General features: G+C 60.6%; 17 protein-coding genes and 1 pseudogene. All 18 read right to left on the reverse strand.

The features are described from left to right. Positions 1 to 9: 9 nt before the first annotated feature. The 18 genes and pseudogenes from gspG to pilM all read right to left on the reverse strand — a co-directional run bounded on the left by gspG (position 10) and on the right by pilM (position 23273). Positions 10 to 462 carry a type II secretion system major pseudopilin GspG gene (gene gspG / locus F2S13_RS00910; RefSeq protein WP_166358064.1) on the reverse strand — a complete coding sequence of 151 codons (453 nt, stop codon included), beginning with the start codon at positions 460 to 462 and terminating at the stop codon, positions 10 to 12. Position 463: 1 nt separating this feature from the next. Then, positions 464 to 1669, reverse strand: a complete 1206-nt coding sequence (gene gspF, locus F2S13_RS00915; protein WP_166358066.1) for a type II secretion system inner membrane protein GspF — start codon at positions 1667 to 1669, stop codon at positions 464 to 466. A gap of 2 nt (positions 1670 to 1671) precedes the next feature. Beyond that, positions 1672 to 3135: a type II secretion system ATPase GspE gene (gene gspE / locus F2S13_RS00920; protein WP_166358068.1), complete on the reverse strand. Its 1464-nt coding sequence runs from the start codon at positions 3133 to 3135 to the stop codon at positions 1672 to 1674. Next, positions 3132 to 4997, reverse strand: a complete 1866-nt coding sequence (gene gspD, locus F2S13_RS00925; RefSeq protein WP_166358070.1) for a type II secretion system secretin GspD — start codon at positions 4995 to 4997, stop codon at positions 3132 to 3134. The genes gspE and gspD overlap by 4 nt, the downstream gene beginning before the upstream one ends. Then, positions 4994 to 5509, reverse strand: a complete 516-nt coding sequence (locus F2S13_RS00930; protein WP_246237671.1) for a type II secretion system protein N — start codon at positions 5507 to 5509, stop codon at positions 4994 to 4996. Before F2S13_RS00930 ends, gspD begins: the two co-directional genes overlap by 4 nt. Before the next feature lie 5 nt (positions 5510 to 5514). Continuing rightward, positions 5515 to 6024 carry a cytochrome b/b6 domain-containing protein gene (locus F2S13_RS00935; protein WP_166358072.1) on the reverse strand — a complete coding sequence of 170 codons (510 nt, stop codon included), beginning with the start codon at positions 6022 to 6024 and terminating at the stop codon, positions 5515 to 5517. A 69-nt stretch (positions 6025 to 6093) separates the two neighbouring features. Next, positions 6094 to 7572, reverse strand: coding sequence for an N-acetylglucosamine-binding protein GbpA (gene gbpA / locus F2S13_RS00940; RefSeq protein WP_166358074.1), 1479 nt, complete (start codon positions 7570 to 7572; stop codon positions 6094 to 6096). 323 nt (positions 7573 to 7895) lie between these two features. Beyond that, positions 7896 to 8963, reverse strand: a complete 1068-nt coding sequence (gene hemE / locus F2S13_RS00945) for a uroporphyrinogen decarboxylase (protein WP_166358076.1) — start codon at positions 8961 to 8963, stop codon at positions 7896 to 7898. A gap of 217 nt (positions 8964 to 9180) precedes the next feature. Next, the gene (locus F2S13_RS00950) at positions 9181 to 10599 is read right to left on the reverse strand and encodes an FAD-dependent oxidoreductase (RefSeq protein WP_166358077.1); all 1419 of its coding nucleotides are present in this window, start codon (positions 10597 to 10599) and stop codon (positions 9181 to 9183) included. Positions 10600 to 10631: 32 nt separating this feature from the next. Then, positions 10632 to 15077, reverse strand: coding sequence for a glutamate synthase large subunit (gltB, locus tag F2S13_RS00955; RefSeq protein ID WP_166358079.1), 4446 nt, complete (start codon positions 15075 to 15077; stop codon positions 10632 to 10634). 360 nt (positions 15078 to 15437) lie between these two features. Further along, complete coding sequence (locus F2S13_RS00960) at positions 15438 to 17048, reverse strand: AAA family ATPase (RefSeq protein ID WP_166358081.1); 1611 nt, start codon at positions 17046 to 17048, stop codon at positions 15438 to 15440. 16 nt (positions 17049 to 17064) lie between these two features. Next, positions 17065 to 18162, reverse strand: a complete 1098-nt coding sequence (gene aroB, locus F2S13_RS00965) for a 3-dehydroquinate synthase (protein WP_166358083.1) — start codon at positions 18160 to 18162, stop codon at positions 17065 to 17067. 112 nt (positions 18163 to 18274) lie between these two features. Continuing rightward, positions 18275 to 18793, reverse strand: coding sequence for a shikimate kinase AroK (gene aroK, locus F2S13_RS00970; protein ID WP_166358085.1), 519 nt, complete (start codon positions 18791 to 18793; stop codon positions 18275 to 18277). Between the two features lie 4 nt (positions 18794 to 18797). Next, positions 18798 to 20387 (reverse strand): annotated as a pseudogene (locus tag F2S13_RS00975) (type IV pilus secretin PilQ); the annotation flags it as partial. 114 nt (positions 20388 to 20501) lie between these two features. Further along, on the reverse strand, positions 20502 to 21026 hold the full coding sequence (locus F2S13_RS00980) for a pilus assembly protein PilP (protein WP_166358087.1): 525 nt from the start codon (positions 21024 to 21026) through the stop codon (positions 20502 to 20504). Further along, positions 21023 to 21646, reverse strand: coding sequence for a type IV pilus inner membrane component PilO (locus tag F2S13_RS00985; RefSeq protein ID WP_166358089.1), 624 nt, complete (start codon positions 21644 to 21646; stop codon positions 21023 to 21025). Before F2S13_RS00985 ends, F2S13_RS00980 begins: the two co-directional genes overlap by 4 nt. Next, positions 21643 to 22209, reverse strand: coding sequence for a PilN domain-containing protein (locus tag F2S13_RS00990; protein WP_166358091.1), 567 nt, complete (start codon positions 22207 to 22209; stop codon positions 21643 to 21645). The genes F2S13_RS00985 and F2S13_RS00990 overlap by 4 nt, the downstream gene beginning before the upstream one ends. Further along, on the reverse strand, positions 22209 to 23273 hold the full coding sequence (gene pilM, locus F2S13_RS00995) for a type IV pilus assembly protein PilM (protein WP_166358093.1): 1065 nt from the start codon (positions 23271 to 23273) through the stop codon (positions 22209 to 22211). Before pilM ends, F2S13_RS00990 begins: the two co-directional genes overlap by 1 nt. Positions 23274 to 23356 lie beyond the last annotated feature (83 nt).

The following is a 23356-nucleotide window of genomic DNA, read 5'->3' on the forward strand; positions in this document are numbered from 1 at the left end:
CCGCACGCCTCAATCGGCCCAATTGCCGATTTCAGCGTCGAGTCCCTCACCCCCGGCCTGCCCATCGGCACCATAGGAGTACAGATCGTAGGACTCAGGCGATTTCAGTCCCGGGTTGAGGTATTGATAAGGCGTTCCCCAAGGGTCGACCGGCACGCTCTTGAGGTAGCCCTGGGGGCTCCAGTTTCTTGGCAATGGCGCCAATGTCGGTTGCTTGGCCAGCGCTTCGAGCCCCTGTCCCGTACTGGGATAACGAGCGTTATCCAGTCGGTAGATCTCGAGCGCCGTGGCGATGGACTGGATGTCGGCGCGCGCAGCAGTCGCCTTGGCCTGATCCGGCCGGTTCATGACGTTGGGCAGCACCAGGGCGCCAAGAACGCCAAGGATCACGACCACGACCATGATCTCGATCAGGGTGAAACCACGTTGCGCATTGAGGGGCGCCAGGCGACGTATAGGCATGTCAGTTGACCAGTTGGTTGAGGTTGAGAATGGGCATGAGGATGGCCAGCACGATGAACAACACCACGGCGCCCATCAGTACCAACATCAGGGGTTCGAAAAGACTGACGGCCAACGTGATACGACCCGCCAGCAGTTTTTCCTGAAGGTCGGCGGCGCGCTCGAGCATCCCGTCCAGTTCGCCGGCACGCTCGGCGCTGGCAATCATGTGCAGCATCAATGGCGGCAGGGTTTGGCTGTGCTCCAGGCTGCTTGCCAGGGTTGTGCCTTCGCTTACCGCCCGAGCGGCTTCTGCCAAGCGCTGGCGCACCGCCAGATTGCCAACCACGGCTGCAGCAATGTGCATCGCATCAGCCAGCGGTACTCCGCTCTTGCCAAGAATTGCCAGAGTGCCGATAAAGCGCGCAGCTTCAATGCTGCGCACCAGTGCGCCACAGAGCGGCATGTTCAGCAGCAGACTGTGCCAGCGCGCTCGCCGGGAGGGTTCGCGCAGGGCCCAGCGCGCCAGAACCAGACTGCCAGCCACCAGGGCGACAACCGACAAACCGTAACGCCGCGTTCCCTCGCTGAGTGCCATCAGCACTCGGGTCATCGCCGGCAACTCCTGCTGGCCGTGCACAAAAACCTGCACCACATCGGGCACCACATAGCCCAGCAGAAAGGCCACGATCAGCAGCGAAGCGAAGAGCAGGATCAAGGGATAGACCAATGCCAGCTGGACACGCTGGCGGACCACTTGCTGGTTTTCGGTATGGTCGGCCAGGCGCTCGAATACCTGGGCCAGGTGCCCGGAACGTTCAGCGGCAGCGACCGTGGCGCAGTACACCGGGGGAAATGCCTGTGGATACGACAGCAGGGCCTGGGCCAATCCATAGCCTTCGCTGACACGCTCGCCCACCGCCAGGATCAAATGCTGTACCCGACGCTTTTCACTTTGCGCAGCCACTGCCCGCAGCGCTTCGGCCAGCGGCATGGCCGCCTGCAGCAGCGTTGCCAACTGACGGGTCACCAGCGCGCGTTCTGCCGCATTCAGGCCATCGTTTTTTAAAAGGCGACCGATTCCCACTCCACTGGCGACTCGCATCGACTGAATCGACAAGCCGCGCTCACGCAACAATTGTCGGGCATGCCTGGCGCTCTGGGCTTCCTGCACGCCTCGACAAGGTTTGCCTGCGGCATCTTCGGCTCGGTACCTGAACATGGGCATGGCTAATCCTGCACCGTGACCCGCAGCAGCTCCTCGACGCTAGTGCGTCCCTGGTGCAGCAGCTGCAGTCCATGGTGAAACAGGCTTGGGCAATCCTGGCGTATCACCTGCAGCATGTCTGCTTCCGAGGCCCGGGCATAGATTGACTGTGCCAGCGCCGGGTTGACCACGATCATCTCGTAGAGGGCCGTTCGGCCGCTGTACCCTTGTTGGCAGTCGGTACAACCCTGCGCCTTGAAAATTCGTGCCGGAGCAAGCGCTGCTCCCCCAAGGCGCGCGAGGCTTGCACTATCGGTCGGATGCTCGCGCTTGCAGTTTGGGCAAAGCGTACGCACCAGCCGCTGGGCCAGCACGCCAACCAGCGAGGACGCGAGCAGGCAGGTATCGACACCCATGTCCGCCAGACGGGTAATAGCACCCACGGCACTGTTGGTGTGCAGCGTCGACAGCACAAGATGCCCCGTCAGCGATGCCTGCACGGCGATATCCGCCGTTTCGCGGTCACGAATTTCTCCGACCATGACCACGTCCGGGTCCTGCCGCAGAATGGCCCGCAGGCCGCGGGCAAAGGTCATCTCGACTTTTGGGTTGACCTGCGTCTGGCCGATGCCGGGCAGGTGATACTCGACCGGATCTTCGACCGTCAGGATGTTGCGTGAAATGTCATTGAGCAGGGAAAGTGCCGTGTATAACGTTGTGGTTTTGCCGGAGCCAGTGGGCCCGGTGACCAGGAAGATTCCATGGGGCTTGCCCAGCACCTGCATGAAGCGCTCCTGGATGTCACCCGGCATTCCCAGTTGATCGACCTCCAGGCGCACGGCCTGTTTGTCGAGCAGGCGCAGGACCACCCGTTCGCCATGGGCCGAAGGCAAGGTCGACACCCTGACATCCACTTCATGTCCGGCCAGACGCAGGCTCAGCCGACCATCCTGGGGGATGCGCTTTTCGGCGATGTCCAACCGCGCCATGACCTTGATTCGCGACACCAGCAGTGCCGCCAGCTCACGGCGTGGGCGCAGGATCTCGCGCAATACGCCGTCGATGCGCAAACGCACCCGTAGCTCCTGCTCGAAGGTTTCCAGATGAATATCGGAGGCCTTGGCGCGCACCGCTTCACTGAGCAGCGCATTGAGCAGGCGGATGATGGGAGCGTCGTCCTGCTGCTCGAGCAGGTCCGAAGTTTGCGGCAGCTGCTCGGCCAGGCGCCTGAGGTCCATCTGCTGGTCCAGGCCCAGGGCCACATCCTCGGCTGCATCCTGACCTGCGCTATAACCGGCCGCCAGATGCCTGGCGAACGTCGGCTCATCGACCCTGCGCAATGGCCAATGCGAACCAAGCAGACGGCGTGCTTCGCTCAGTGCGGTCAGTGACGCATCCTCGCGTAACAACAGGCATGGACCCGTTGCGCTTTCATCCAGGACTATGCCGTGGCGCCGGGCGAAGCTGAACGGCAAAGAATGCTTCAAGGCCGGCCTTCCAGTGTTTTTGGAGCGGTCTGGCGCCGACCGTCGAAAATATCCCGAGCATCCTGCGGCAGCCCCTGGTCTTCGCCGCTTTGACGCAGATTGTCATAGGTCTGACGACTGGACTGGATCAGTGCCTCATGGCTACGCACGATGGTTGGCCGCAGAAACACCATCAGGTTGGTCTTTTCCTGAGTATCGCGATTCCAGCGGAACAGCCCTCCAATCAATGGCAAACGGCCAAGCAGTGGCACCGAACGATGTTCCGTGCGCACGGTGTCCTTGATCAGGCCACCGATGACGATGATCTCCCCGTCCGCAGCGAGAATGGTGCTTTTGAGCGCGCGTTTGTTGGTGATGATGTCGGTGTTTACTCGACTCGGGGCGACTTCCGAGCTTTCCTGCTCAACTTCCAGGCGAAGGCTGGTACCGTCATTGATATGCGGTTTGATCTTCAGGCTGATGCCGATGTCCTTGCGCTCTACCGTGGTAAAGGGGTTATCCGCACCGTTGCCGGAAGTGGTGTAAGACCCCGTCTGGAAGGGCACGTTCTGGCCGACCAGGATTTCGGCCTCCTGGTTGTCCAGGGTCAGCAGGCTTGGCGTCGACAACAGATTGCTGCGGGTATTGCTCGCCAGGGCCGAGATCAGCACGGCAAAGCGATCCGAACCGATCGCCAGGGCGGCGCCGCTGGGCAGCACCGAATCGGCTCCGCCGAGAAGGCCAGGCAGTGAAATACCGCTGTCAGGAAAATTCACCCCGCCCGTGAAGTCTCCACGATTGATGCCCCACTGCAAGCCGAGTGCTTCAGAGATGTCGCCGCTGACCTCAACGATAGCGGCGTGTATCAGTACCTGTGCGCGCGGCTGATCGAGCTGTTCGACGATTTGCTCGATGGAGCGTATCTGCTGTGGGTCCGCGATCAGGATCAGGGCGTTCTGACTTTCATCGGCCCTGACCATTGCTTGCCCGGCCGTGTCGTTTCGCCTGGAATCATCGGGCTTGTCCTTGCCATCCAGCCGCTTGCCAACTTCGCCAAGGATCTCTGCCAATTGCCCGGCGTCGGCGTGACGCAGCCGAATCACCCGCCAGTTGTGCGCCGTTGTGTGGGAAGGTGTATCCAGTGAGCGCGCGAGACGCGCCAGCCGCTGCCGGACCTTGGCAGGCCCCAGGATCAACAGCCGGTTGCCGCGCGTATCGGCCAGTACTCGAATAGTGGAATCGCCCTTGCCAAGCGAAGTTTCAATGATCTTGACCAGATCGGCCGCCACGGCATGGCGCAACTGCACCAGCTCATGCTCATGTTGTTGACCACCATCTAGCTCGCTGATCAATCGGGCCACGCGTTGCAGGTTGGCTTGCGAATCGGTAACCACCAGGGCATTGGCCGACGACGACGGGCCGATATAGCCATTGGTCGAAACCAGGGGGCGAAGCAGCCCGGCCAGATCCGCGGCCACACTGTTGCTCAGCTCAAATACTTGAGTGGTGAACGCCGTCGATATCCCGGAAGCCTGCTGGTTCGCCCATGCCTTGGCTTCGGCAGCCGGAATGATCAACAAACGGTCGCCATCATTCACGGCGGCGAAGCCCTGGGCATTGAGCACCGAATAGAACAGGCGCCGCACGCCTTCGCGCTCCAGACGCTCGCTGGAGAACACGGTGATGCGACCTTGAACCCTGGGGTCGAGAATAATGGTCTGGTCGAGGATGGAGCCCACCTCACGGACGACGTCGCGGATTTCCACGTCATTCATCGCCAGTTGCCAGGCTGCCTCCTCGGCCGCGGCAGCGGAGGTCATCAGGCATAACCCCAGCCCCAGTGGCAGCAATGGGCGAAGCAGCCCGGATTTACTCGAATTCATCGGCTTTCCGCGTCAAGTTGATAGGACTGGAAAAACAGGGTCGGCGCTGGGGCTGCCTGCTGAGTGTCATCGCTGCGCACAGCGCGAAACAGTCGCTCGCCAGATGGAACCAGCGGCAATACTTCTTCGCGCCCGCTGCGCCACAGCACCACCGATTGATACTCGATGCGCCGTAACACACTGCCACCCGGCAGGCGATCTCCGACCCGGTAGATGCGTTCGGTCGTGCTGTCGGCAAGCAAGGCACGCGAGTCACCCAGGCTTGAAACGAAACAGGCTTTAAGCTTCAGGTTTTCGGCGCTCTGCGTGGCTTGGCCTGGCGGCGATAGACCAAACGCGAGCGTAATCGCCGTTCCGGCCAGTGGCTGTTGGATCGACGCCGGCCGGTCTGTCGTCAACGCTGTGTGGACTGGGGTCACAAGTGCGTCGCGAAAAGCCTTTTCGCGCCAGGCCAACAATGAACCAGCAATCAACACCGGCGTGATCCAGGGCAAGCCTTTCCACATTTTCATGCCGGCTAAAAGAACATGCGCTTGAGCAAACGCCTGCCACTGAGCTCGTGCATGATTACCGCGCAGATATGCAACGACACCAGCCCCGCCAGCACGGCACACGCAGCGATGTGCACCCATTTGAACCAAGCCAGCCACAGAGCGTCCGTCAGCACCTGCGACAGTTGAACCCAACCAAAGATATCCATCGGCCTGTCCATCATCAAAACACCGGTGACCAGGACAATTGCCGTGACCCAATAAATGCTTTCATGAACGCAATGTGCTAAACGCCCGTTGTTGTTACCCATTGCGTCGACAGACTGTGCAGTCGTGTGCCGGTAATACCAGCGCACACAAAATACGGGAATAAATAAAGCGGTCACCGAAACATTAACGAAGGAAACAATGTTTTTAACTTCGAACGAGACCGGAACCAATGCAACATAAAAACCTGAAATCAGCGCCCATAAAATTACCACCGCCGAAATCCAATGCAACACTACCTGTTGCCAAGTGTATTTGAAGTTATTCATTACCCGACCCGGAATATACAGGACGACCCTGAGCAGGGCCGTCCCTCTGCGGCGTGCGTTAGAACTTGATTAACGCGCGATCCAGGCGTCCTGCCAGTTAGAGCCGGTACCTGGCTCGTAGTGATTGGCCGACGGCGAATAGATTCGGCACCAGCCTTCAGCAGGAAATGGTTTGCACTCGAAAACTTCACCCGACTTCGGTTGCAATACCCGGTCCCCGGCTTTGTATGTGCTCATGCCTTCAGGGTAGATATGATCATACTCACCGCCCGCATCACCGCTTTTGAGTTCGACATAGCGCTCTTCCTGCAGCGCGATGCGTCCCTGCTTGCTGATACCCACCAGCTTGAGCAAGTGGCGGCCGGGAGCCGCACTGGCTTCAAGGCTCAAAGGCGCAGTGGTCGCATTGACCTCCTGGCGTGCGAAACCAACCTGCTGGTTGGCGGCGTCGAACAATGTCGCGGTGACCTGCAGCTTCTTGTTGGTCATGACCGAGAAATCAACCGTGGTTTTCCCGTCCGCCAGCGCATATTCCGGCTTGAGGCCATGAATATGCAGATACGCTTCGTCGCCTGGCAGTACATCGTAAGCCAGTTCATAGCTGCTGATACCGCTGGCAGGCTGGGCGAAGATGGTGTTGGCGCCTTGGATCGGCGAGATATTGCCATTGGCATCACGCACACCGGCACGTACCAGCGTTTGTGTGTCGTTGATCCGCTGTGCGAGCTTCAACGACCAATTCTGCGGCAGGCCCTCGTCGGCAGAATCGATGCTGATCTGGGCACTGTATTGTGCACTTTCGACGCCCCCGACAAAGGCACGCGCCTTGACCTTGTCGCCCACCTGCAGCTCGCGATGGGGCTGAATGTTACCGACCTCGTTCCAGCCCGGAGCAGGTTCACCGGGACCACCTTCGGTCACGATATTGACGTCCATGACGTTGTAAAAGGCCGCCGCAGTATCGTCGATGGTCCACACGCCGAGGATGACGTGCTGGCCGTTACGGTCGGCTGGCAAGGTGCAACGATGCTTTTCCTTGCCCGGCCCATTGCCTGACGAACTCTCGACCGGCGACACGCCGCCACCGTCCACAGCACAGAACGGAGTCAATTCGAACGCCTCACGACTCAGTGGCTGGTTCGGATTCCAGCCGGTCTTGGTGATGAAGTATTCCCAGCCGGTCGTTCTGTGGCCCAATGTATACTGCCAGGCGAACTCAACATTTCGATCCCTGATCTCGGTCAGGTACCAGCGATTGGCCGTTTGCACGTCAAGCGCGGCGAAATTCGCGTGCCCGCCACTGGCTATCTTGCCATCAACCGGCCCTCGGGCCGGAAATCCCTTGTCGGTCTCCCCAACGCTTTGAGGCTCATACTGAGCGCCACCGCAGTCATTATTCAGGCCCTGACGACACGCAAAGGCACGCGATGGCGGCTCACTGGCGTAACCATGAGCCTGTGCCTGTTGCGGCAAAAGCATCACGCCAATGACAGCTGCAGAAGACAAGCCCCCGAGTAACTTCCTGTTAACGCCAACTTTTATATCCATCTAATTCACCATTCCCAATCATTAAAATTTACAGACTGCCAACAAACAGTAAAAACAACGAACCACGTGGAGAAAGAGGCAAATATTTCACATTGGCGCAACGATTGACTGGAACCATGAATTACTTGAAAGGTTCAGCAACAACTCAGATGCCGACATAGTGCGCTGGAAGCATTTGCTCAGGCCAAAGAGAATAGGGAATAGGCCTAAGAAAGGATGTAGGAAAAATCTTCAGGTAATTGGAGAATCTACAACTTGGAATAAAGTATCACTGTTATCTGCCGCCAGCCCGTTGCAGGCTGACGGCAGTTCCGGTAACCGGATCAGCGATGGTACTGCGCCGAAAACTCGTGCACCGCACTGATGAACGCACCGGCATGCGCCGGATCGACTTCCGGGGTAATACCGTGCCCCAGGTTGAAGACATGACCCGAACCCTCGCCATAACTGGCCAGGATACGTGCCACTTCAGCCCGAATGGCTTCTGGCTTGGCATAGAGCACGGTCGGGTCCATGTTGCCTTGCAGGGCGACTTTGCTGCCGACGCGCTGACGGGCCTGGCCGATATCGCAGGTCCAGTCCAGGCCGAGGGCATCGGCCCCGGCATCGGCGATGCTTTCCAGCCACAGGCCGCCATTCTTGGTGAACAGGATGACCGGGACTTTGCGGCCATCGTGTTCGCGGATCAGACCGCTGACGATCTTGCGCATGTAGGCCAGGGAGAATTCCTGGTACGCCGCCGCCGAGAGGCTGCCGCCCCAGGTGTCGAAAATCTGCACGGCCTGGGCACCGGCGAGGATCTGGCCGTTGAGGTACGAGGTGACCGACTGGGCCAGCTTGTCCAGCAGCAGGTGCATGGCTTGCGGGTTGTCGTAGAGCATGGCCTTGGTCTTGCGGAAGTCTTTCGACGAACCGCCTTCGACCATGTAGGTGGCCAGGGTCCAGGGGCTGCCGGAGAAACCGATCAGCGGGACACGGCCATTGAGTTCGCGGCGGATGGTGCTGACCGCATCCATCACGTAACCCAGATCTTTCTGCGGATCAGGGATCGGCAAGGCTTCGATGTCAGCGAGGGTGCTGACGACTTTCTTGAAGCGCGGGCCTTCGCCGGTCTCGAAGTACAGTCCCTGGCCCATGGCATCGGGGATGGTCAGGATGTCCGAGAACAGGATCGCCGCATCCAGTTGTGGATAGCGGTCCAGCGGCTGCAGCGTGACTTCGCAGGCGAACGCCGGGTTCATGCACAGGCTCATGAAGTCACCGGCCTTGGCACGGCTGGCGCGGTACTCCGGCAGGTAACGACCCGCCTGGCGCATCATCCACACCGGGGTGACGTCTACGGGTTGCTTGAGCAGGGCACGAAGGAAACGGTCGTTCTTCAGGGCAGTCATGTCGGCATCCGGGGAAAAAGTGGGGGCATTTTCTCAGAGAGCAACGCAAAAGGCACGGCTATAGCCGTGCCTTTTGTCCATCGGGTCAATTTGTCGCGGATTCCAGCCTTCTGGTTCCCACGCTCCGCGTGGGAATCCATCCACCGACGCTCTGCGTCGAAACGCGGAGCGTCAGACCAGGCATTCCCACGCAGAGCGTGGGAACGAGGGCTGTTGCTTAGACGCCCAGGTAATCCAGAATCCCTTCGGCGGCGTTACGGCCTTCGAAGATCGCGGTTACCACCAGGTCCGAACCGCGCACCATGTCGCCACCGGCAAAGATTTTCGGGTTGCTGGTCTGGTGCTTGAACTGACCTTGCTCAGGCGCGACAACGCGGCCCTGGCTGTCGGTCTGGATGCTGAACTGCTCGAACCACGGCGCTGGGCTCGGGCGGAAACCGAAAGCGATAACCACGGCGTCGGCCGGGATGACTTCTTCGGAACCCGGGATCGGCTCGGGGCTGCGACGGCCACGGGCGTCCGGCTCGCCGAGACGGGTCTCGACCACCTTGACGCCTTCGACCTTGTCTTCACCAACAATGGCAATCGGCTGGCGGTTGTAGAGGAACTTGACCCCTTCTTCCTTGGCGTTCTTCACTTCCTTGCGCGAGCCCGGCATGTTCGCCTCGTCACGACGATAGGCACAGGTCACCGCCTTGGCGCCCTGGCGAATCGAGGTGCGGTTGCAGTCCATCGCGGTGTCGCCACCGCCCAGCACCACGACCCGCTTGCCTTTCATGTCGACGAAATCTTCCGGCGACTTTTCAAAGCCCAGGTTGCGGTTGACGTTGGCGATCAGGAAGTCCAGTGCGTCATGCACGCCCGGCAAGTCTTCACCGGCGAAGCCGCCCTTCATGTAGGTGTAGGTGCCCATGCCCATGAACACGGCATCGAACTCTTCCAACAACTGCTCGACGCTGATGTCCTTGCCCACTTCGGTGTTCAGGCGGAACTCGATGCCCATGCCAGTGAAGACTTCGCGACGATTGCTCAGCACGGTCTTTTCCAGCTTGAACTCGGGGATGCCGAAGGTCAGCAGGCCACCGATTTCCGGATTCTTGTCGAACACCACCGGGGTCACACCACCGCGCACCAGCACGTCGGCACAGCCCAGACCCGCAGGGCCCGCGCCGATCACCGCGACACGCTTGCCGGTCGGCTTGACCTTGGACATGTCCGGACGCCAGCCCATGGCAAAGGCGGTGTCGGTGATGTATTTCTCCACCGAACCGATGGTGACTGCGCCAAAACCGTCGTTGAGGGTGCAGGCACCCTCGCACAGACGATCCTGCGGACAAACCCGGCCGCAGACTTCCGGCAGGGTGTTGGTCTGGTGCGACAGCTCGGCAGCCGCCAGGATGTTGCCTTCCGACACCAGCTTGAGCCAGTTCGGAATGAAGTTGTGCACCGGGCACTTCCATTCGCAGTACGGGTTGCCGCAACCCAGGCAACGGTGCGCCTGGTCGCAGGCCTGCGCCGGTTTGAAGGGTTCGTAGATTTCTACGAATTCTTTCTTGCGTTGACGCAACAGTTTCTTCTTCGGATCCTTGCGCCCGACCTCGATGAACTGGAAGTCATTACTCAGACGTTCAGCCATGTTAAAACCTCATCAAACTCTTCAGGCGCATATCACTGCGGGTTGGCACGGGTGCTGGACAGCAGGTTCTTCAGGTTGGCAGCCTTGGGCTTGACCAACCAGAAGCGGCGCGCGTAGTCATCCAGGTTTTCCCAGATGTCGCGGCCCCATTCGCTGCCGGTTTCCTCGACGTATTCGGCGAGTACGCGTTGCAGATGGCTGCGGTACGCTTCCATCGCTTCGCCGGTGATCCGCTGGATTTCCACCAGTTCGTGGTTGACCCGGTCAACGAAGCTGTTGTCCATGTCCAGCACGTAGGCGAAACCACCGGTCATGCCGGAGCCGAAGTTGTAACCGGTCTTGCCCAGCACGCAGACGAAACCGCCTGTCATGTATTCGCAGCAGTGATCGCCAGTGCCTTCCACGACGGTGTGGGCGCCGGAGTTACGCACGGCGAAACGCTCGCCTGCGGTACCTGCGGCAAACAGCTTGCCGCCGGTTGCACCGTACAGGCAGGTGTTGCCGATGATGGCACTTTCCTGGGTCTTGAACGGGCTGCCGGCAGGCGGCACGATCACCAGTTTGCCGCCGGTCATGCCCTTGCCCACGTAATCGTTGGCATCGCCTTCCAGGTACATGTTCAAGCCACCGGCGTTCCACACCCCGAAGCTCTGCCCTGCAGTGCCCTTGAAGCGGAAGGTGATCGGCGCCTTGGCCATGCCCTGGTTGCCGTGTGCACGTGCAATTTCACCGGAAATACGCGCACCGATGGAGCGGTCGCAGTTGCAGATTTCCAGCGCGAACTCGGCACCGCTGAGGTCGTTGATTGCCGGCTTGGCCATCGCCACCATCTTCTCGGCCAGCAGGCCTTTGTCGAATGGCGGGTTACGGTCGACTTCGCAGAACTGCGGCTTGTCGGCCGGAACATGCTCGCTGCCCAACAACGGGGTCAGGTCCAGGTGCTGTTGCTTGGCGGTCTCGCCCGGCAGGATTTCCAGCAGGTCGGTGCGACCGATCAGCTCGCCCAGGCTGCGCACGCCCAGCTTGGCCAGCCACTCGCGGGTCTCTTCGGCAACGTAGGTGAAGAAGTTCACCACCATGTCGACGGTACCGATGTAGTGGTCCTTGCGCAGCTTGTCGTTCTGGGTCGCAACGCCCGTGGCGCAGTTGTTCAGGTGGCAGATACGCAGGTATTTGCAGCCCAGCGCGATCATCGGTGCGGTGCCGAAGCCGAAGCTCTCGGCGCCGAGAATGGCTGCCTTGATCACGTCCAGGCCGGTTTTCAGGCCGCCGTCGGTCTGTACCCGGACCTTGCCGCGCAGGTCGTTGCCGCGCAAGGTCTGGTGGGTTTCAGCCAGGCCCAGCTCCCATGGCGCGCCGGCGTACTTGATCGAGGTCAGCGGCGAAGCGCCGGTACCGCCATCGTAGCCGGAGATGGTGATCAGGTCGGCATAGGCCTTGGCAACACCGGCGGCGATGGTGCCCACGCCCGCTTCCGCTACCAGCTTCACCGACACCAGGGCCGATGGGTTGACCTGCTTGAGGTCGAAAATCAGCTGCGACAAGTCTTCGATCGAATAGATGTCGTGGTGCGGCGGTGGCGAGATCAGGGTCACGCCGGGCACTGCATAGCGCAGCTTGGCGATCAGGCCGTTGACCTTGCCGCCAGGCAGTTGCCCGCCTTCACCCGGCTTGGCGCCCTGGGCAACCTTGATCTGCAGCACTTCGGCGTTGACCAGGTATTCCGGGGTGACACCGAAGCGGCCGGTGGCGACCTGCTTGATTTTCGAGCTTTTGATGGTGCCGTAGCGAGCAGGGTCTTCACCGCCCTCACCGGAGTTCGAGCGCGCGCCGAGGCGGTTCATGGCCTCGGCCAGGGCTTCGTGAGCCTCTGGCGACAGGGCGCCGAGCGAGATGCCTGCCGAGTCGAAACGCTTGAGGATCGCATCCAGCGGCTCGACCTCGTCGATCGCCAGTGGCTGCTCCAGGGTTTTCACCTTGAGCAGGTCGCGGATCATCGAGACCGGACGATTGTCGACCAGTGCGGTGTATTCCTTGAACTTGCTGTAGTCGCCCTGCTGCACGGCAGCTTGCAAGGTGTTGACCACGTCCGGGTTGTACGCGTGGTACTCGCCGCCGTAGACGAACTTGAGCAGACCGCCCTGCTGGATCGGCTTGCGGTTGTTCCAGGCTTGATCCGCGAGCAGTTTCTGCTCGCTCTCGATGTCGACGAAGCGGGCGCCTTTCAAGCGGCTGGCCACGCCACGGAAGCTCAGGTCGACCACTTCCTCGGACAGACCAACGGCTTCGAACAGCTGCGCGCCACGGTAGGAACCGATGGTGGAGATACCCATCTTCGACAGGATCTTCAGCAGGCCCTTGGAGATGCCTTTGCGGTAGTACTTGAACACTTCATCCAGGTCACCGAGCACTTCGCCGGTGCGGATCAGGTCAGCCAGCACTTCGTACGCCAGGTACGGGTAGACCGCCGAGGCACCGAAGCCGATCAGCACGGCAAAGTGATGCGGGTCACGGGCGGTAGCGGTTTCGACCAGGATGTTGCTGTCGCAGCGCAGGCCTTTTTCGGTCAGACGGTGGTGGACGGCACCAACGGCCAGCGAGGCGTGGGCCGGCAGCTTGCCCGGGCCGATGTGACGGTCGGTCAGCACCAGCTGGCTCTTGCCCGAACGCACGGCCTCTTCGGCCTGGTCGGCGATGTTGCGAACAGCCGCTTCAAGACCGACGCTCTCGTCGTAGTTGAGGTCGATGACATGACGCTCGAAGCCCGGTAGGTCGAGGTTCATCAGCGAGCGCCACTTGGCCGGCGAAATGACCGGCGAGCTGAGGATCACGCGAGTCGCGTGCTCTGGCGATTCCTGGAAGATATTGCGCTCGGCACCGAGGCAGATTTCCAGCGACATGACGATGGCTTCGCGCAGCGGGTCGATCGGCGGGTTGGTGACCTGCGCGAACTGCTGACGGAAATAGTCGAAGGTCGAACGCACACGCTGGGACAGGACCGCCATCGGGGTGTCATCACCCATGGAGCCGACCGCTTCCTGGCCCTGCTCGGCCAACGGCCGCAGCACCTGGTCACGCTCCTCGAAGGTGACCTGGAACATTTTCATGTATTGCTTGAGCTGGTCGGCATCGTAGCTCGCCTCGCCCTGGTCATCGACCAGGGTCGCCTGGATGCGCAAGGCATTCTGGCGCAGCCACTGCTTGTACGGGTGGCGCGACTTCAGGCGATTGTCGATGGCGTCAGTGTCGAGGATCTGACCGGTCTCGGTATCCACGGCAAAGATCTGCCCAGGCCCGACACGGCCCTTGGCGATCACGTCTTCCGGCTTGTAGTTCCAGACACCGATTTCCGATGCCAGGGTGATGTAGCCATTCTTGGTGGTGACCCAGCGCGCCGGACGCAGGCCGTTACGGTCGAGCAGGCAGACCGCATGGCGACCTTCGGTCAAGACCACGCCGGCCGGGCCATCCCACGCTTCCATGTGCATGGAGTTGTATTCGTAGAAGGCACGCAGATCGGAGTCCATGGTCTCGACGTTCTGCCACGCCGGCGGAATGATCATCCGCACGCCACGGAACAGGTCGATGCCACCGGTAACCATCAGTTCGAGCATGTTGTCCATGCTCGAGGAGTCGGAGCCCACGCGGTTGACCAGCGGGCCAAGCTCTTCCAGATCGGGGATCAACTCGTTGGCGAACTTGGTGCGACGGGCCTGGGCCCAGTTGCGGTTGCCGGTGATGGTGTTGATCTCGCCGTTGTGGGCGAGGAAGCGGAACGGCTGCGCCAGCGGCCACTTCGGCAGGGTGTTGGTGGAGAAGCGCTGGTGGAAAACGGCAATCGCGGTTTTCAGGCGCTCGTCACCCAGGTCCGGATAGAAGGCGACCAGGTCGGCCGGCATCATCAGACCTTTATAGATGATGGTCTTGTGCGAAAAGCTGCAGATGTAATGGTCGGCATCGGCCGCGTTGGCAACCGACGAACGGCGACGGGCACTGAACAGCTTGATCGCGAATTCCTGATCGCTGAGGCCTTCGCCACCGATGAACACCTGTTCGATCTGCGGCAGGCGCTCGAGCGCCAGGCGACCCAGCACGCTGGTGTCGATCGGCACTTTGCGCCAGCCGACCAGCTGCAGGCCTGCGGCCAGGATCTCACGGTCCATGTTCTCGCGAGCAGCCTGGGCCTTGGCGTTGTCCTGATTGAAGAACACCATGCCGACGGCATATTGCTTGGGCAAGTCGCTGCCGAAGTGGTCTTTGGCCACTGCGCGCAGGAACTGATCCGGCTTCTGCATCAGCAGGCCGCAACCGTCACCGGTCTTGCCGTCAGCGTTGATCCCACCGCGGTGGGTCATGCAGGTCAGGGCCTCGATGGCCGTTTGCAACAAGTGGTGACTGGGCTCGCCCGTCATATGGGCGATCAGGCCAAAACCACAGTTATCCTTGAATTCTTCTGGATGGTACAGACCTGTTTTCATAGACACTTTCTCACCAGGCTTGCCTCTCACCGAGGCAAATTTCTTTTTAATTCAACCACTTACCATCCACGCCGAACGAACGCCAGCTTTGCGGGGGCAAAAGGGAGCTCATTGTACACAGCGACAGGGGAGCCCACAAATTTGGCGACGAAATCGCACAAACCCATGTCGCATATTTGAACTTTTTTTGCAGCTTGTTGTGATAGCAACTTCTGCTTGAGTCTGAAGCTTATCAGCCTGGACTGCAATGGCTTGTGACCAACAGTCTGGGACACCGAAGCCTGCCGCGTTCAACGCAGCAGGCTTGGGTTTCGATTCAGGAGACGCTCAGCAGGTGACGGGGGTGGTGTCACCGGGCCTTTAGCGGGTTGCCGACAGTTCCTGTTGGATACTGGCGACAGTACGAGGCCAAGGTTTACCAGCCTGGACCTTGGCTGGCAAGGCCTTGATGGCCGCAAGTGCAGCGGCGCGGTTGGCGAAGTTGCCGTAGGTCACGACATACAGCGGCTTGCCCTGCAGGTTTTTCTTGAAGTAGCGATAGTCGCCACCCTGCTCGCGCACGATGGACTGGGCAGTGGTTTCGGAGCTGGTACCGAGTATCTGCACGACATAGTTGCCCGGTGCCTGGCCAGCGTACCAGCTACCGCCGGCAGCCGGTTTGGCCGCTGCAGCGGGCTTCTCGGCGGGCTTGACCGCAGGCTTGGCGGTTGCAACTTGTACCGGTGCAGGCTTGGCCGCAGGTGCAACCGGCTTTGCCGCAGCAACGGGCGCCGGAGCTGGAGCAGGCTTGGCAGCAGGAGTCGGGACTGGCGTCGGCGCAGGGCCGGCCGCAACGCCCGCCGGTGGTGCAACAGTGGTCACGGTCGGTGGCTGCAGTGCAGTTTGACCCGCTGGCCCCGCCTCATCGCCATCGCCCATGCCGGCCGCCTCGGCCAATGGGCCGCGCATGACGGGTTGCGATTGCCCAACCAGCGGCAACGGCATCGGCTGGGAAGAGCCGGCGAATTCGATGGCCGGGTTACCCTCATTGTTCGATTTTGCAGCAGATGGCTGCCCCTGCCCGAGCGGCAACCCGGCCTGCTCGGCCGGTGCAGCACCATTGCCCGCCTTGTCGGCATTGCGCCCTGGAAGCACCCAGGCTGCAGCGACAGCAACGACAACTACCGCAGACAACGCCAGCACGTGTTTTTTCGGCATTTTGAACCCCATAGTCGGACGCTTCACCGCCGAGCGGCTAGCGATCATGGCTTCGATCATTGCATCCCGGGCGACCTGGTTGATCGCACCGGGCCAGCCTTCGGAGTTTTCGTGGATATCGGCAATCTGCTGACTATTGAACACTTCGATGCCGCGTCCCGCCCCTTCAAGACGCTGGGACAGGTATTCACGGGTCTCATCGGCGCTATACGGCTGCAGCTCGATGACATGGAAATGCTCTTGCTCGGCACTGATCTGCTCCAGCCCGTCGATCAGTGACGACTCGCCAAACAGGAACACATGGGGACGACCTTCCGGCGTACCCGCGGCCAAGGCCAGCAACGCTTGGAGTGCGGACTCGTCGAGTTGTTCCGCGTCATCGACCAGCAGATAGACTTCCTGGCCGGTCAGCGCCAACTGCACGACCTGCTCGAGAATGTCCTGCACGTCTGCCTTGGCCACGTTCAGGGACTGGGCGACTTGCGTCAACACGCTGGCAGCGTCGGACGCTCCACGCGCCGAAACCACCACACTCTGCACCGACTGCTTGTTGGTACTGGCCACCAACGCCTGACGCAGCAGGGTCTTGCCACTGCCATTGGGCCCGGTCACCACCAGCAACAGCTGGCTGTAACGCGCCAGATGGTGCAATTGTCCAAGTACCGGCTTGCGCTGGGCCGGGAAAAACTTGAAGCCCGGCACCCGCGCTGCAAAGGGGTCATGATTCAACTGGTAATGGCCGAGAAAGGCCTCGTCGGCGTGCAGACTAGTCATTGAACTCTCATTAACCTCAAAGCTGAGCCACGATGGCGCGGTAATCCGCAGCCAGGGTGGCCTGAAGAACGTCTTTCGGATAGTCGTCGGTCACTACGGCTTCGCCGATGTGACGCAACAACACCAGGCGCATACGGCCATCGATCACTTTCTTGTCGACTGCCATATGCTCCAGAAAATGCTCAGGCGTCATTTCTTGTGGCGGCACCACCGGCAGGTCGGCCCGCTGGAACAGACGGATACTGCGATCACGTTCCTGCCGGGTGATCCAGCCCAGGCGCATGGACATTTCCAGCGCCATCACGGTACCGGCCGCCACAGCCTCACCATGAAGCCAGACACCATACCCCATATGGGTCTCGATGGCGTGACCGAAGGTGTGCCCCAGGTTGAGGGTAGCGCGCACGCCCGACTCGCGCTCATCGGCGCCGACCACGGCCGCCTTGGCCGCACAGGAGCGCTGGATGGCCACGGTCAGGGCGCTCTGGTCGAGCGCGCGCAGGGCGTCGACGTTCTCTTCCAGCCAGGTCAGGAACGGCTCGTCGCAGATCAGACCGTACTTGATCACCTCAGCCAGGCCTGCCGACAACTCGCGGGCCGGCAAGGAGTTCAGGGTCGAGGTATCGATCAGCACGGCATTGGGCTGATAGAAGGCACCGACCATGTTCTTGCCCAGTGGGTGGTTGATCCCGGTCTTGCCGCCGACGGACGAGTCCACCTGCGAGAGCAAGGTCGTCGGCACCTGGATGAAGTCCACGCCGCGCTGGTAGCAGGCGGCCGCGAAACCGGCCATGTCGCCGATGACTCCGCCACCCAGCGCGATGACCGTGGTACGGCGGTCATGGCGCGCCGTCAGGAGAGCATCGAAAATCAGCTGCAGGGTTTCCCAGTTCTTGAACGACTCGCCATCGGGCAGAATCACCGGCAAGACCGAATATGCATTGAGCGAACGGGCCAGTCGTTCCAGGTACAAGGGTGCGACAGTCTCGTTGGAAACGATGGCTACCTGGCGCCCGGCAATGTGCGGCGCCAGCAGCTCGGGTTGATCCAGCAGGCCTTCGCCAATGTGGATCGGGTAGCTACGTTCGCCAAGTTCGACCTTAAGTGTCTGCATGTTTCCCCACAGTAATGGTAGAGCGCAGGGTCGAAGCACCTGACCCCGCGGCACGACCGGTCACCCCATGACCGATCGACGAGAATAGCGTAATCGCACCGGCGCTCAAGGGCTACCGGGGCGGCAACTGTTGCAGCCGCTCCAGGATATCCAGAACGACCATGCGTGGCGGCCGCTCGTCGGTCTCCACCACCAGATCGGCAATTTCCCGATAGAGCGGATCACGAACCTCGAGCAAGGCACGCAGCGTCGCGGCAGGGTCTGCCGTGCGCAACAGCGGGCGATTGCGATCGCGCGCGGTGCGCCCGACCTGCTGCTCGACGGACGCATGCAGATAAACCACACGCCCGCCGGCATGCAATGCCGCTCGGTTGGCATCGCGCATGACGGCACCGCCACCCGTTGCCAGCACCACGCCATCACACGCGCACAGCTCGGCGATCATCGCCTGCTCGCGATCACGAAAACCCGGTTCGCCTTCTTTGTCGAAGATCCACGGAATATTGGCGCCGGTGCGCAGCTCAATTTCCTTATCGGAATCCTTGAACGGCAGCCGAAGCTCTTTGGCCAGCAAGCGACCAATGGTGCTTTTGCCAGCACCCATTGGCCCAACAAGTATCAAATTTCGCACAGAATCAACGACTCACAGCAATCGCCTGGTTATTCATGATACGCGGAGTCAAGAATACCAGCAGCTCGGATTTTTTCTCTTGCACGACATCGCGACGAAAGAGGCGGCCAACATACGGCACATCGCCAAGAAATGGCACCTTATCTACGGTTTTACTTTGAGTATTTGAGAAAACACCCCCAATGACGATGGTTTCGCCATCGTTGACCAACACCTTGGCATTGACCTCGTTTTTCTTGATCGGTGGCACGCCATTCAACGCATTGACGTAGTCCGGCTCATCCTTGGTCACTTTCACCTCCATGATGATGCGGCTGTCCGGGGTGATCTGCGGGGTGACCTCCAGCGACAGCGAGGCCTCCTTGAACGAGACCGAGGTTGCGCCACTGGAGCTGGCTTCCTGGTACGGCACTTCGGTGCCCTTGAGGATTTTCGCTGTTTCCTTGTCAGAGGTGACCACTTTGGGTTGCGAGACAATTTCACCGTTGCCGGTTTTTTCCATCGCACTCAATTCCAGGTCCAGCAACACGTTATCGGAGACGAAGCCCAGGCCAACGCCGGAGGTGGCGTTGGCGACGCCCAGGTCCACAAAAGGTGCGTTAGGGCCGCCGCCCAACCCGCTCGCCGTCCAGTTTCCACCGCCCGGGTTGACCGACCCACCCCAGCGCACCCCCAGGCTCTTGTCGTAGTCGACGTTGGCCTCGACGATACGCGCCTCGATCATCACCTGACGGACGGGAATATCCAGTTGCGCAACGATCCTGCGCAGTTCGTTGAGCCGATCCTGAGTCTGAAAGGCAATGATGTTGTTGGTCCGCTCATCGACCGTAATCGAGCCCCGCTCCTGACCTGGTGCTTCGCTGTTGGTCACCGATTGGAACAGCTTGGCAATGTCTGCTGCCTTGGCATAGTTGACCTGCAACAATTCCCGGTGCAGCGGCGCCAGTTCGGCGAGCTGCTGCTGCGACTCCAGCTCCTGGCGCTCGCGGGCTGCAATTTCGTCGGCAGGGGCCACCAGCAGCACATTGCCCACCTTGCGCTTGTCCAGGCCCTTGGTCTTGAGCACCAGGTCCAGCGCCTGATCCCATGGCACATTCTGCAGGCGCAGGGTGATGCCACCCTCGATGGTGTCGCTGGCAACCAGGTTGAGGTTGGTGAAATCGGCGATCAACTGCAGCACCGAACGCACCTGGATGTCCTGGAAGTTCAACGACAGCTTTTCACCGGTATAGGCGAAATGATCAGCCTTGCGCTGCCGCGGCCCCTGGTCGCCCAGCGGCCTGACGCTGATGGTCAGCTTGCTGTCGGCCTGATAGGCCGAGTACTCGAAGGTACCGCCTGGCTCGATACTGATGCTGGCAGAATCGGCCACAGCGCTGGCACGAATGAACTGGACCGGGGTCGCGAAATCCTTGACATCCAGTCGCACGCGAAGCGGCTCTGGCAAGCGAGTCCTGGCGAAATCCACACGGATTTTTCCGCCCTGCTCCTTGATATCGGGGCTAATGGACGGATCACTCAATTCGATGATCACATTGCCCTCACCGTGGTCACCGCGCTGAAAGTCGACATTGCTGATAGCCCTGTCAACCGGGGCATTGAGGTCGGTTGCAGGCACCGCTGGCGAAATCAGCACTATCCATAGCGCAACGCCAACGGCAGATAGAATCCTGTTCATGTTCGAGTTCACCACGCAAGTTCAAGGCCTTTAAGAGCGCTCCTTGAGGGAAATGGTTCGCGGTCGCTCGCGCCACGCTCCTCTACCATCTGAAACGATTTCAACGACTTCGACCGTCGAATCGCCGATAGACACGATCCGTCCGTCGTTACGCCCCAGGTAATCCCCGACCTTCACCCTGTGGACGCCCCCGGCGCCGCGCAACAGGGCGAAGACACTCGTGCTGTTGGACAGCGTGCCGACCATCTCGAACTGCTCGATATCGAACCCTTCGAGAAACTGCCTGGCCCGGCCCGGGTCTGGGGCAACCTCACCGGAAAAGTTGCGATCCCGGGTCGGATCACTGTCCAGCGAGGGCAGGAAAGGGCTGCGCAATGCCGTCGCGCTGTAGATAAAGGCCTGATAGGGAGCAAAGACCGGCAAGGGTTCGGCAACACCCTCTGGCCTGACCCTGACCTCGTCCAGCCAGGCTTTCAGATCGCTGAAGTCTTCTGCGCGCTCGCAGCCTGCCAACACCGCAACCAGGGCCAGCAACAGACCACGGACGAACCTCATTGCCCCGCTCCCTGATCGCTGTAGCGGTAGGTCCGGGCCAGAATACTCATGCGCAAGAAATCCGGGCCGCCCTGCTCATCGGCCTTTATCCGAAAATCGTGCAGGGTGACGATGCGCGACAAGCCCGCTACGGCACTGACAAAGGTCGCCAGGTCATGGTAACTGCCGACCACGGTGATCTGGATCGGCAGTTCGGTATAGAACGCCCGGGCCTCTTCGGGCAGCAATTTGATCTCTTCAAACGCCAGGCCACTGCCCAGGCCCACCCTGCTGATGTCCTCCAGCAGTCCGGGCACTTCAGTGTCGCCTGGCAACTGTTTGAGCATGGCACTGAAGGACGTTTCCATTTCGTTCAATTGCGCGGCATAAGCCTTGAGATTGGCAGCTTCGATAGCCTTGCTGGCGAACTGCTCCTTCAATGCGACTTCCTCTGACCGCTTGTGCTCAAGCAGCTCCACCTGCGCCTTGATTTGAAAGCTGTACCCCAGCAGCAACACCAGAACCATGAGCAAGCCGCCCATCGCAGCCTTGGCGGCAACAGGCCAGGCGCCAATGGTGTGCATATCCAGATCCCGGACATCGATCCGGCGCAGGCTGGCGAATCTTTGCGACCAACTCATTGGGCTTGCCCCGCTGCGCTCGACGGACTCTGGCGCACCGTCAACTTGAAAGTGCTGGCCTGGGCCACTTCACGGGTGCCGGCAGACTTGACCTCGATCAGGTTGGGTACCGCGAACCACGGCGACGCCTCCAGCCCTCGCATCAGTTCCGAGATCCGATTGTTGGATTCGGCCGTACCGGAAATCGACAGGGTCTTGCCGACCTTGCTCACACTCGAGAAGTACACCCCCTCGGGCAAGGTACGCACCAGTTGGTCGAAGAGATGGCCGTTCACCGATCGATTGACCTGCAAGCCCTGGATCACCTGCATGCGCTCAAGCAGTTGCTGACGCTGACTCCTGAGCTCGCCGAGCTGACTGATCTGTGCATCGAGCTGGTCGATTTCACGCTGAATATAGGCGTTGCGGCCAATTTGCCGATCCATGGCAGCGCCGATGTACTCATTGATCAGCAGGGTTATTGCAACAGCCGCTAGGACGACGCCAGCCATTGCGCCCCAAAAACGCTTGCGGCGCTCTTCGCGACGCTGCTCGCGCCACGGCAGCAGATTGATCCTGACCATCAGTCGAAGCTCCGCAGCGCCAGCCCGCAAGCGATCATCAGTGCCGGGGCATCGCTGACGAGCGCAGCGGCATCGACCTTGCTGCTCACGGCCATATCGGCAAAGGGGTTGGCCACTACAGTGGCCGTCGCCAACCGTTCCTGGACCAGATCGACCAGCCCGTTCAGCGAAGCAATGCCGCCGGCCAGCAGGATGCAGTCGACCTTGTGGAACTGCCCGCCGGCAAAGAAAAACTGCAAGGCGCGCGCGACCTGCTCGACGACCGCCTCCTTGAACGGCCCCAGGACGTCGCCCGAGTCACCACCCGGCAGACTGCCCTGCTTGATCGCAAGCCCGGCCTCGGCAGCCGAAAGCCCATAGCGACGCTGAACCTCGTCGGTCAACTGCCTGGCGCCGAACAGCAGCTCGCGGGCATGGATGATGCTGCCGCTACTCAGAATGTTCACCGTGGTCATGGTCACGCCGATATCGATCAAGGCACATATCGCTGATCCCGGATCATCGGCCAACTGCGGAGCAATCAGCGCGAAACAGCGCTCCACCGCATAGGCCTCGACATCAACCACCCGCGCGGCCAGGCCCGCCAAGGCCAGCGCAGCCTCACGCACTTCGACAGCCTCCTTGCGGCAAGCAGCCAGCAGCACGTCGACTCGCCCCTGATGGCGCAGGGATTGCCCCTGGACGGCAAAGTCGATGGCGACTTCCTCAAGCGGGTAGGGAATGTATTGATCGGCTTCGACCCTGATCCGGGCTTCCATCTCGTCATCGCAGAGGCCACCTGGCAGCTCGATGATCTTGATGATCACGGCCGAACCCGCAACAGCCACGGCAGCCGACCTTGAAGTGGCGCCTGCCTTGGCCAATGCCCTGACCAGGGTCTGTCCCACCACCTCGGGATCGGCTATGTTTCTTTCGACGACGGCATTGGCCGGCAACGGTTCGATGGCATAAGCCTCGACCCTGTAGCGGCTGGCGACCCGGCGCAGCTCAATGAGCTTGACGGAGGTTGCGCTGATATCGATACCCAAAAGTGAACCGGCTTTCTTGCCGAAGAGTCCAAGCACTACCCAATCCCTACTGTTTTTTCCGCAAGCTACCGTTCGTTTGTAACCCGAAACCCATAAAAGCAGCCTTGACAGCTGCGCAA

The organism is Pseudomonas akapageensis, from assembly GCF_011355085.1.
Taxonomy (GTDB): Bacteria; Pseudomonadota; Gammaproteobacteria; order Pseudomonadales; family Pseudomonadaceae; genus Aquipseudomonas; species Aquipseudomonas akapageensis.

Bases quoted from the DNA above. Each gene is read 5' to 3' on its own strand.
- gspG (WP_166358064.1), bottom strand. From the start codon at position 462: ATGCCTATACGTCGCCTGGCGCCCCTCAATGCGCAACGTGGTTTCACC.
- F2S13_RS00950 (WP_166358077.1), bottom strand. From the start codon at position 10,599: ATGGCTGAACGTCTGAGTAATGACTTCCAGTTCATCGAGGTCGGGCGC.
- F2S13_RS00930 (WP_246237671.1), bottom strand. From the start codon at position 5,509: ATGAAAATGTGGAAAGGCTTGCCCTGGATCACGCCGGTGTTGATTGCT.
- F2S13_RS00935 (WP_166358072.1), bottom strand. From the start codon at position 6,024: ATGAATAACTTCAAATACACTTGGCAACAGGTAGTGTTGCATTGGATT.
- hemE (WP_166358076.1), bottom strand. From the start codon at position 8,963: ATGACTGCCCTGAAGAACGACCGTTTCCTTCGTGCCCTGCTCAAGCAA.
- gltB (WP_166358079.1), bottom strand. From the start codon at position 15,077: ATGAAAACAGGTCTGTACCATCCAGAAGAATTCAAGGATAACTGTGGT.
- F2S13_RS00980 (WP_166358087.1), bottom strand. From the start codon at position 21,026: ATGAGGTTCGTCCGTGGTCTGTTGCTGGCCCTGGTTGCGGTGTTGGCA.
- F2S13_RS00960 (WP_166358081.1), bottom strand. From the start codon at position 17,048: ATGACTAGTCTGCACGCCGACGAGGCCTTTCTCGGCCATTACCAGTTG.
- F2S13_RS00990 (WP_166358091.1), bottom strand. From the start codon at position 22,209: ATGGTCAGGATCAATCTGCTGCCGTGGCGCGAGCAGCGTCGCGAAGAG.
- gbpA (WP_166358074.1), bottom strand. From the start codon at position 7,572: ATGGATATAAAAGTTGGCGTTAACAGGAAGTTACTCGGGGGCTTGTCT.
- gspF (WP_166358066.1), bottom strand. From the start codon at position 1,669: ATGCCCATGTTCAGGTACCGAGCCGAAGATGCCGCAGGCAAACCTTGT.
- aroB (WP_166358083.1), bottom strand. From the start codon at position 18,162: ATGCAGACACTTAAGGTCGAACTTGGCGAACGTAGCTACCCGATCCAC.
- gspD (WP_166358070.1), bottom strand. From the start codon at position 4,997: ATGAATTCGAGTAAATCCGGGCTGCTTCGCCCATTGCTGCCACTGGGG.
- F2S13_RS00985 (WP_166358089.1), bottom strand. From the start codon at position 21,646: ATGAGTTGGTCGCAAAGATTCGCCAGCCTGCGCCGGATCGATGTCCGG.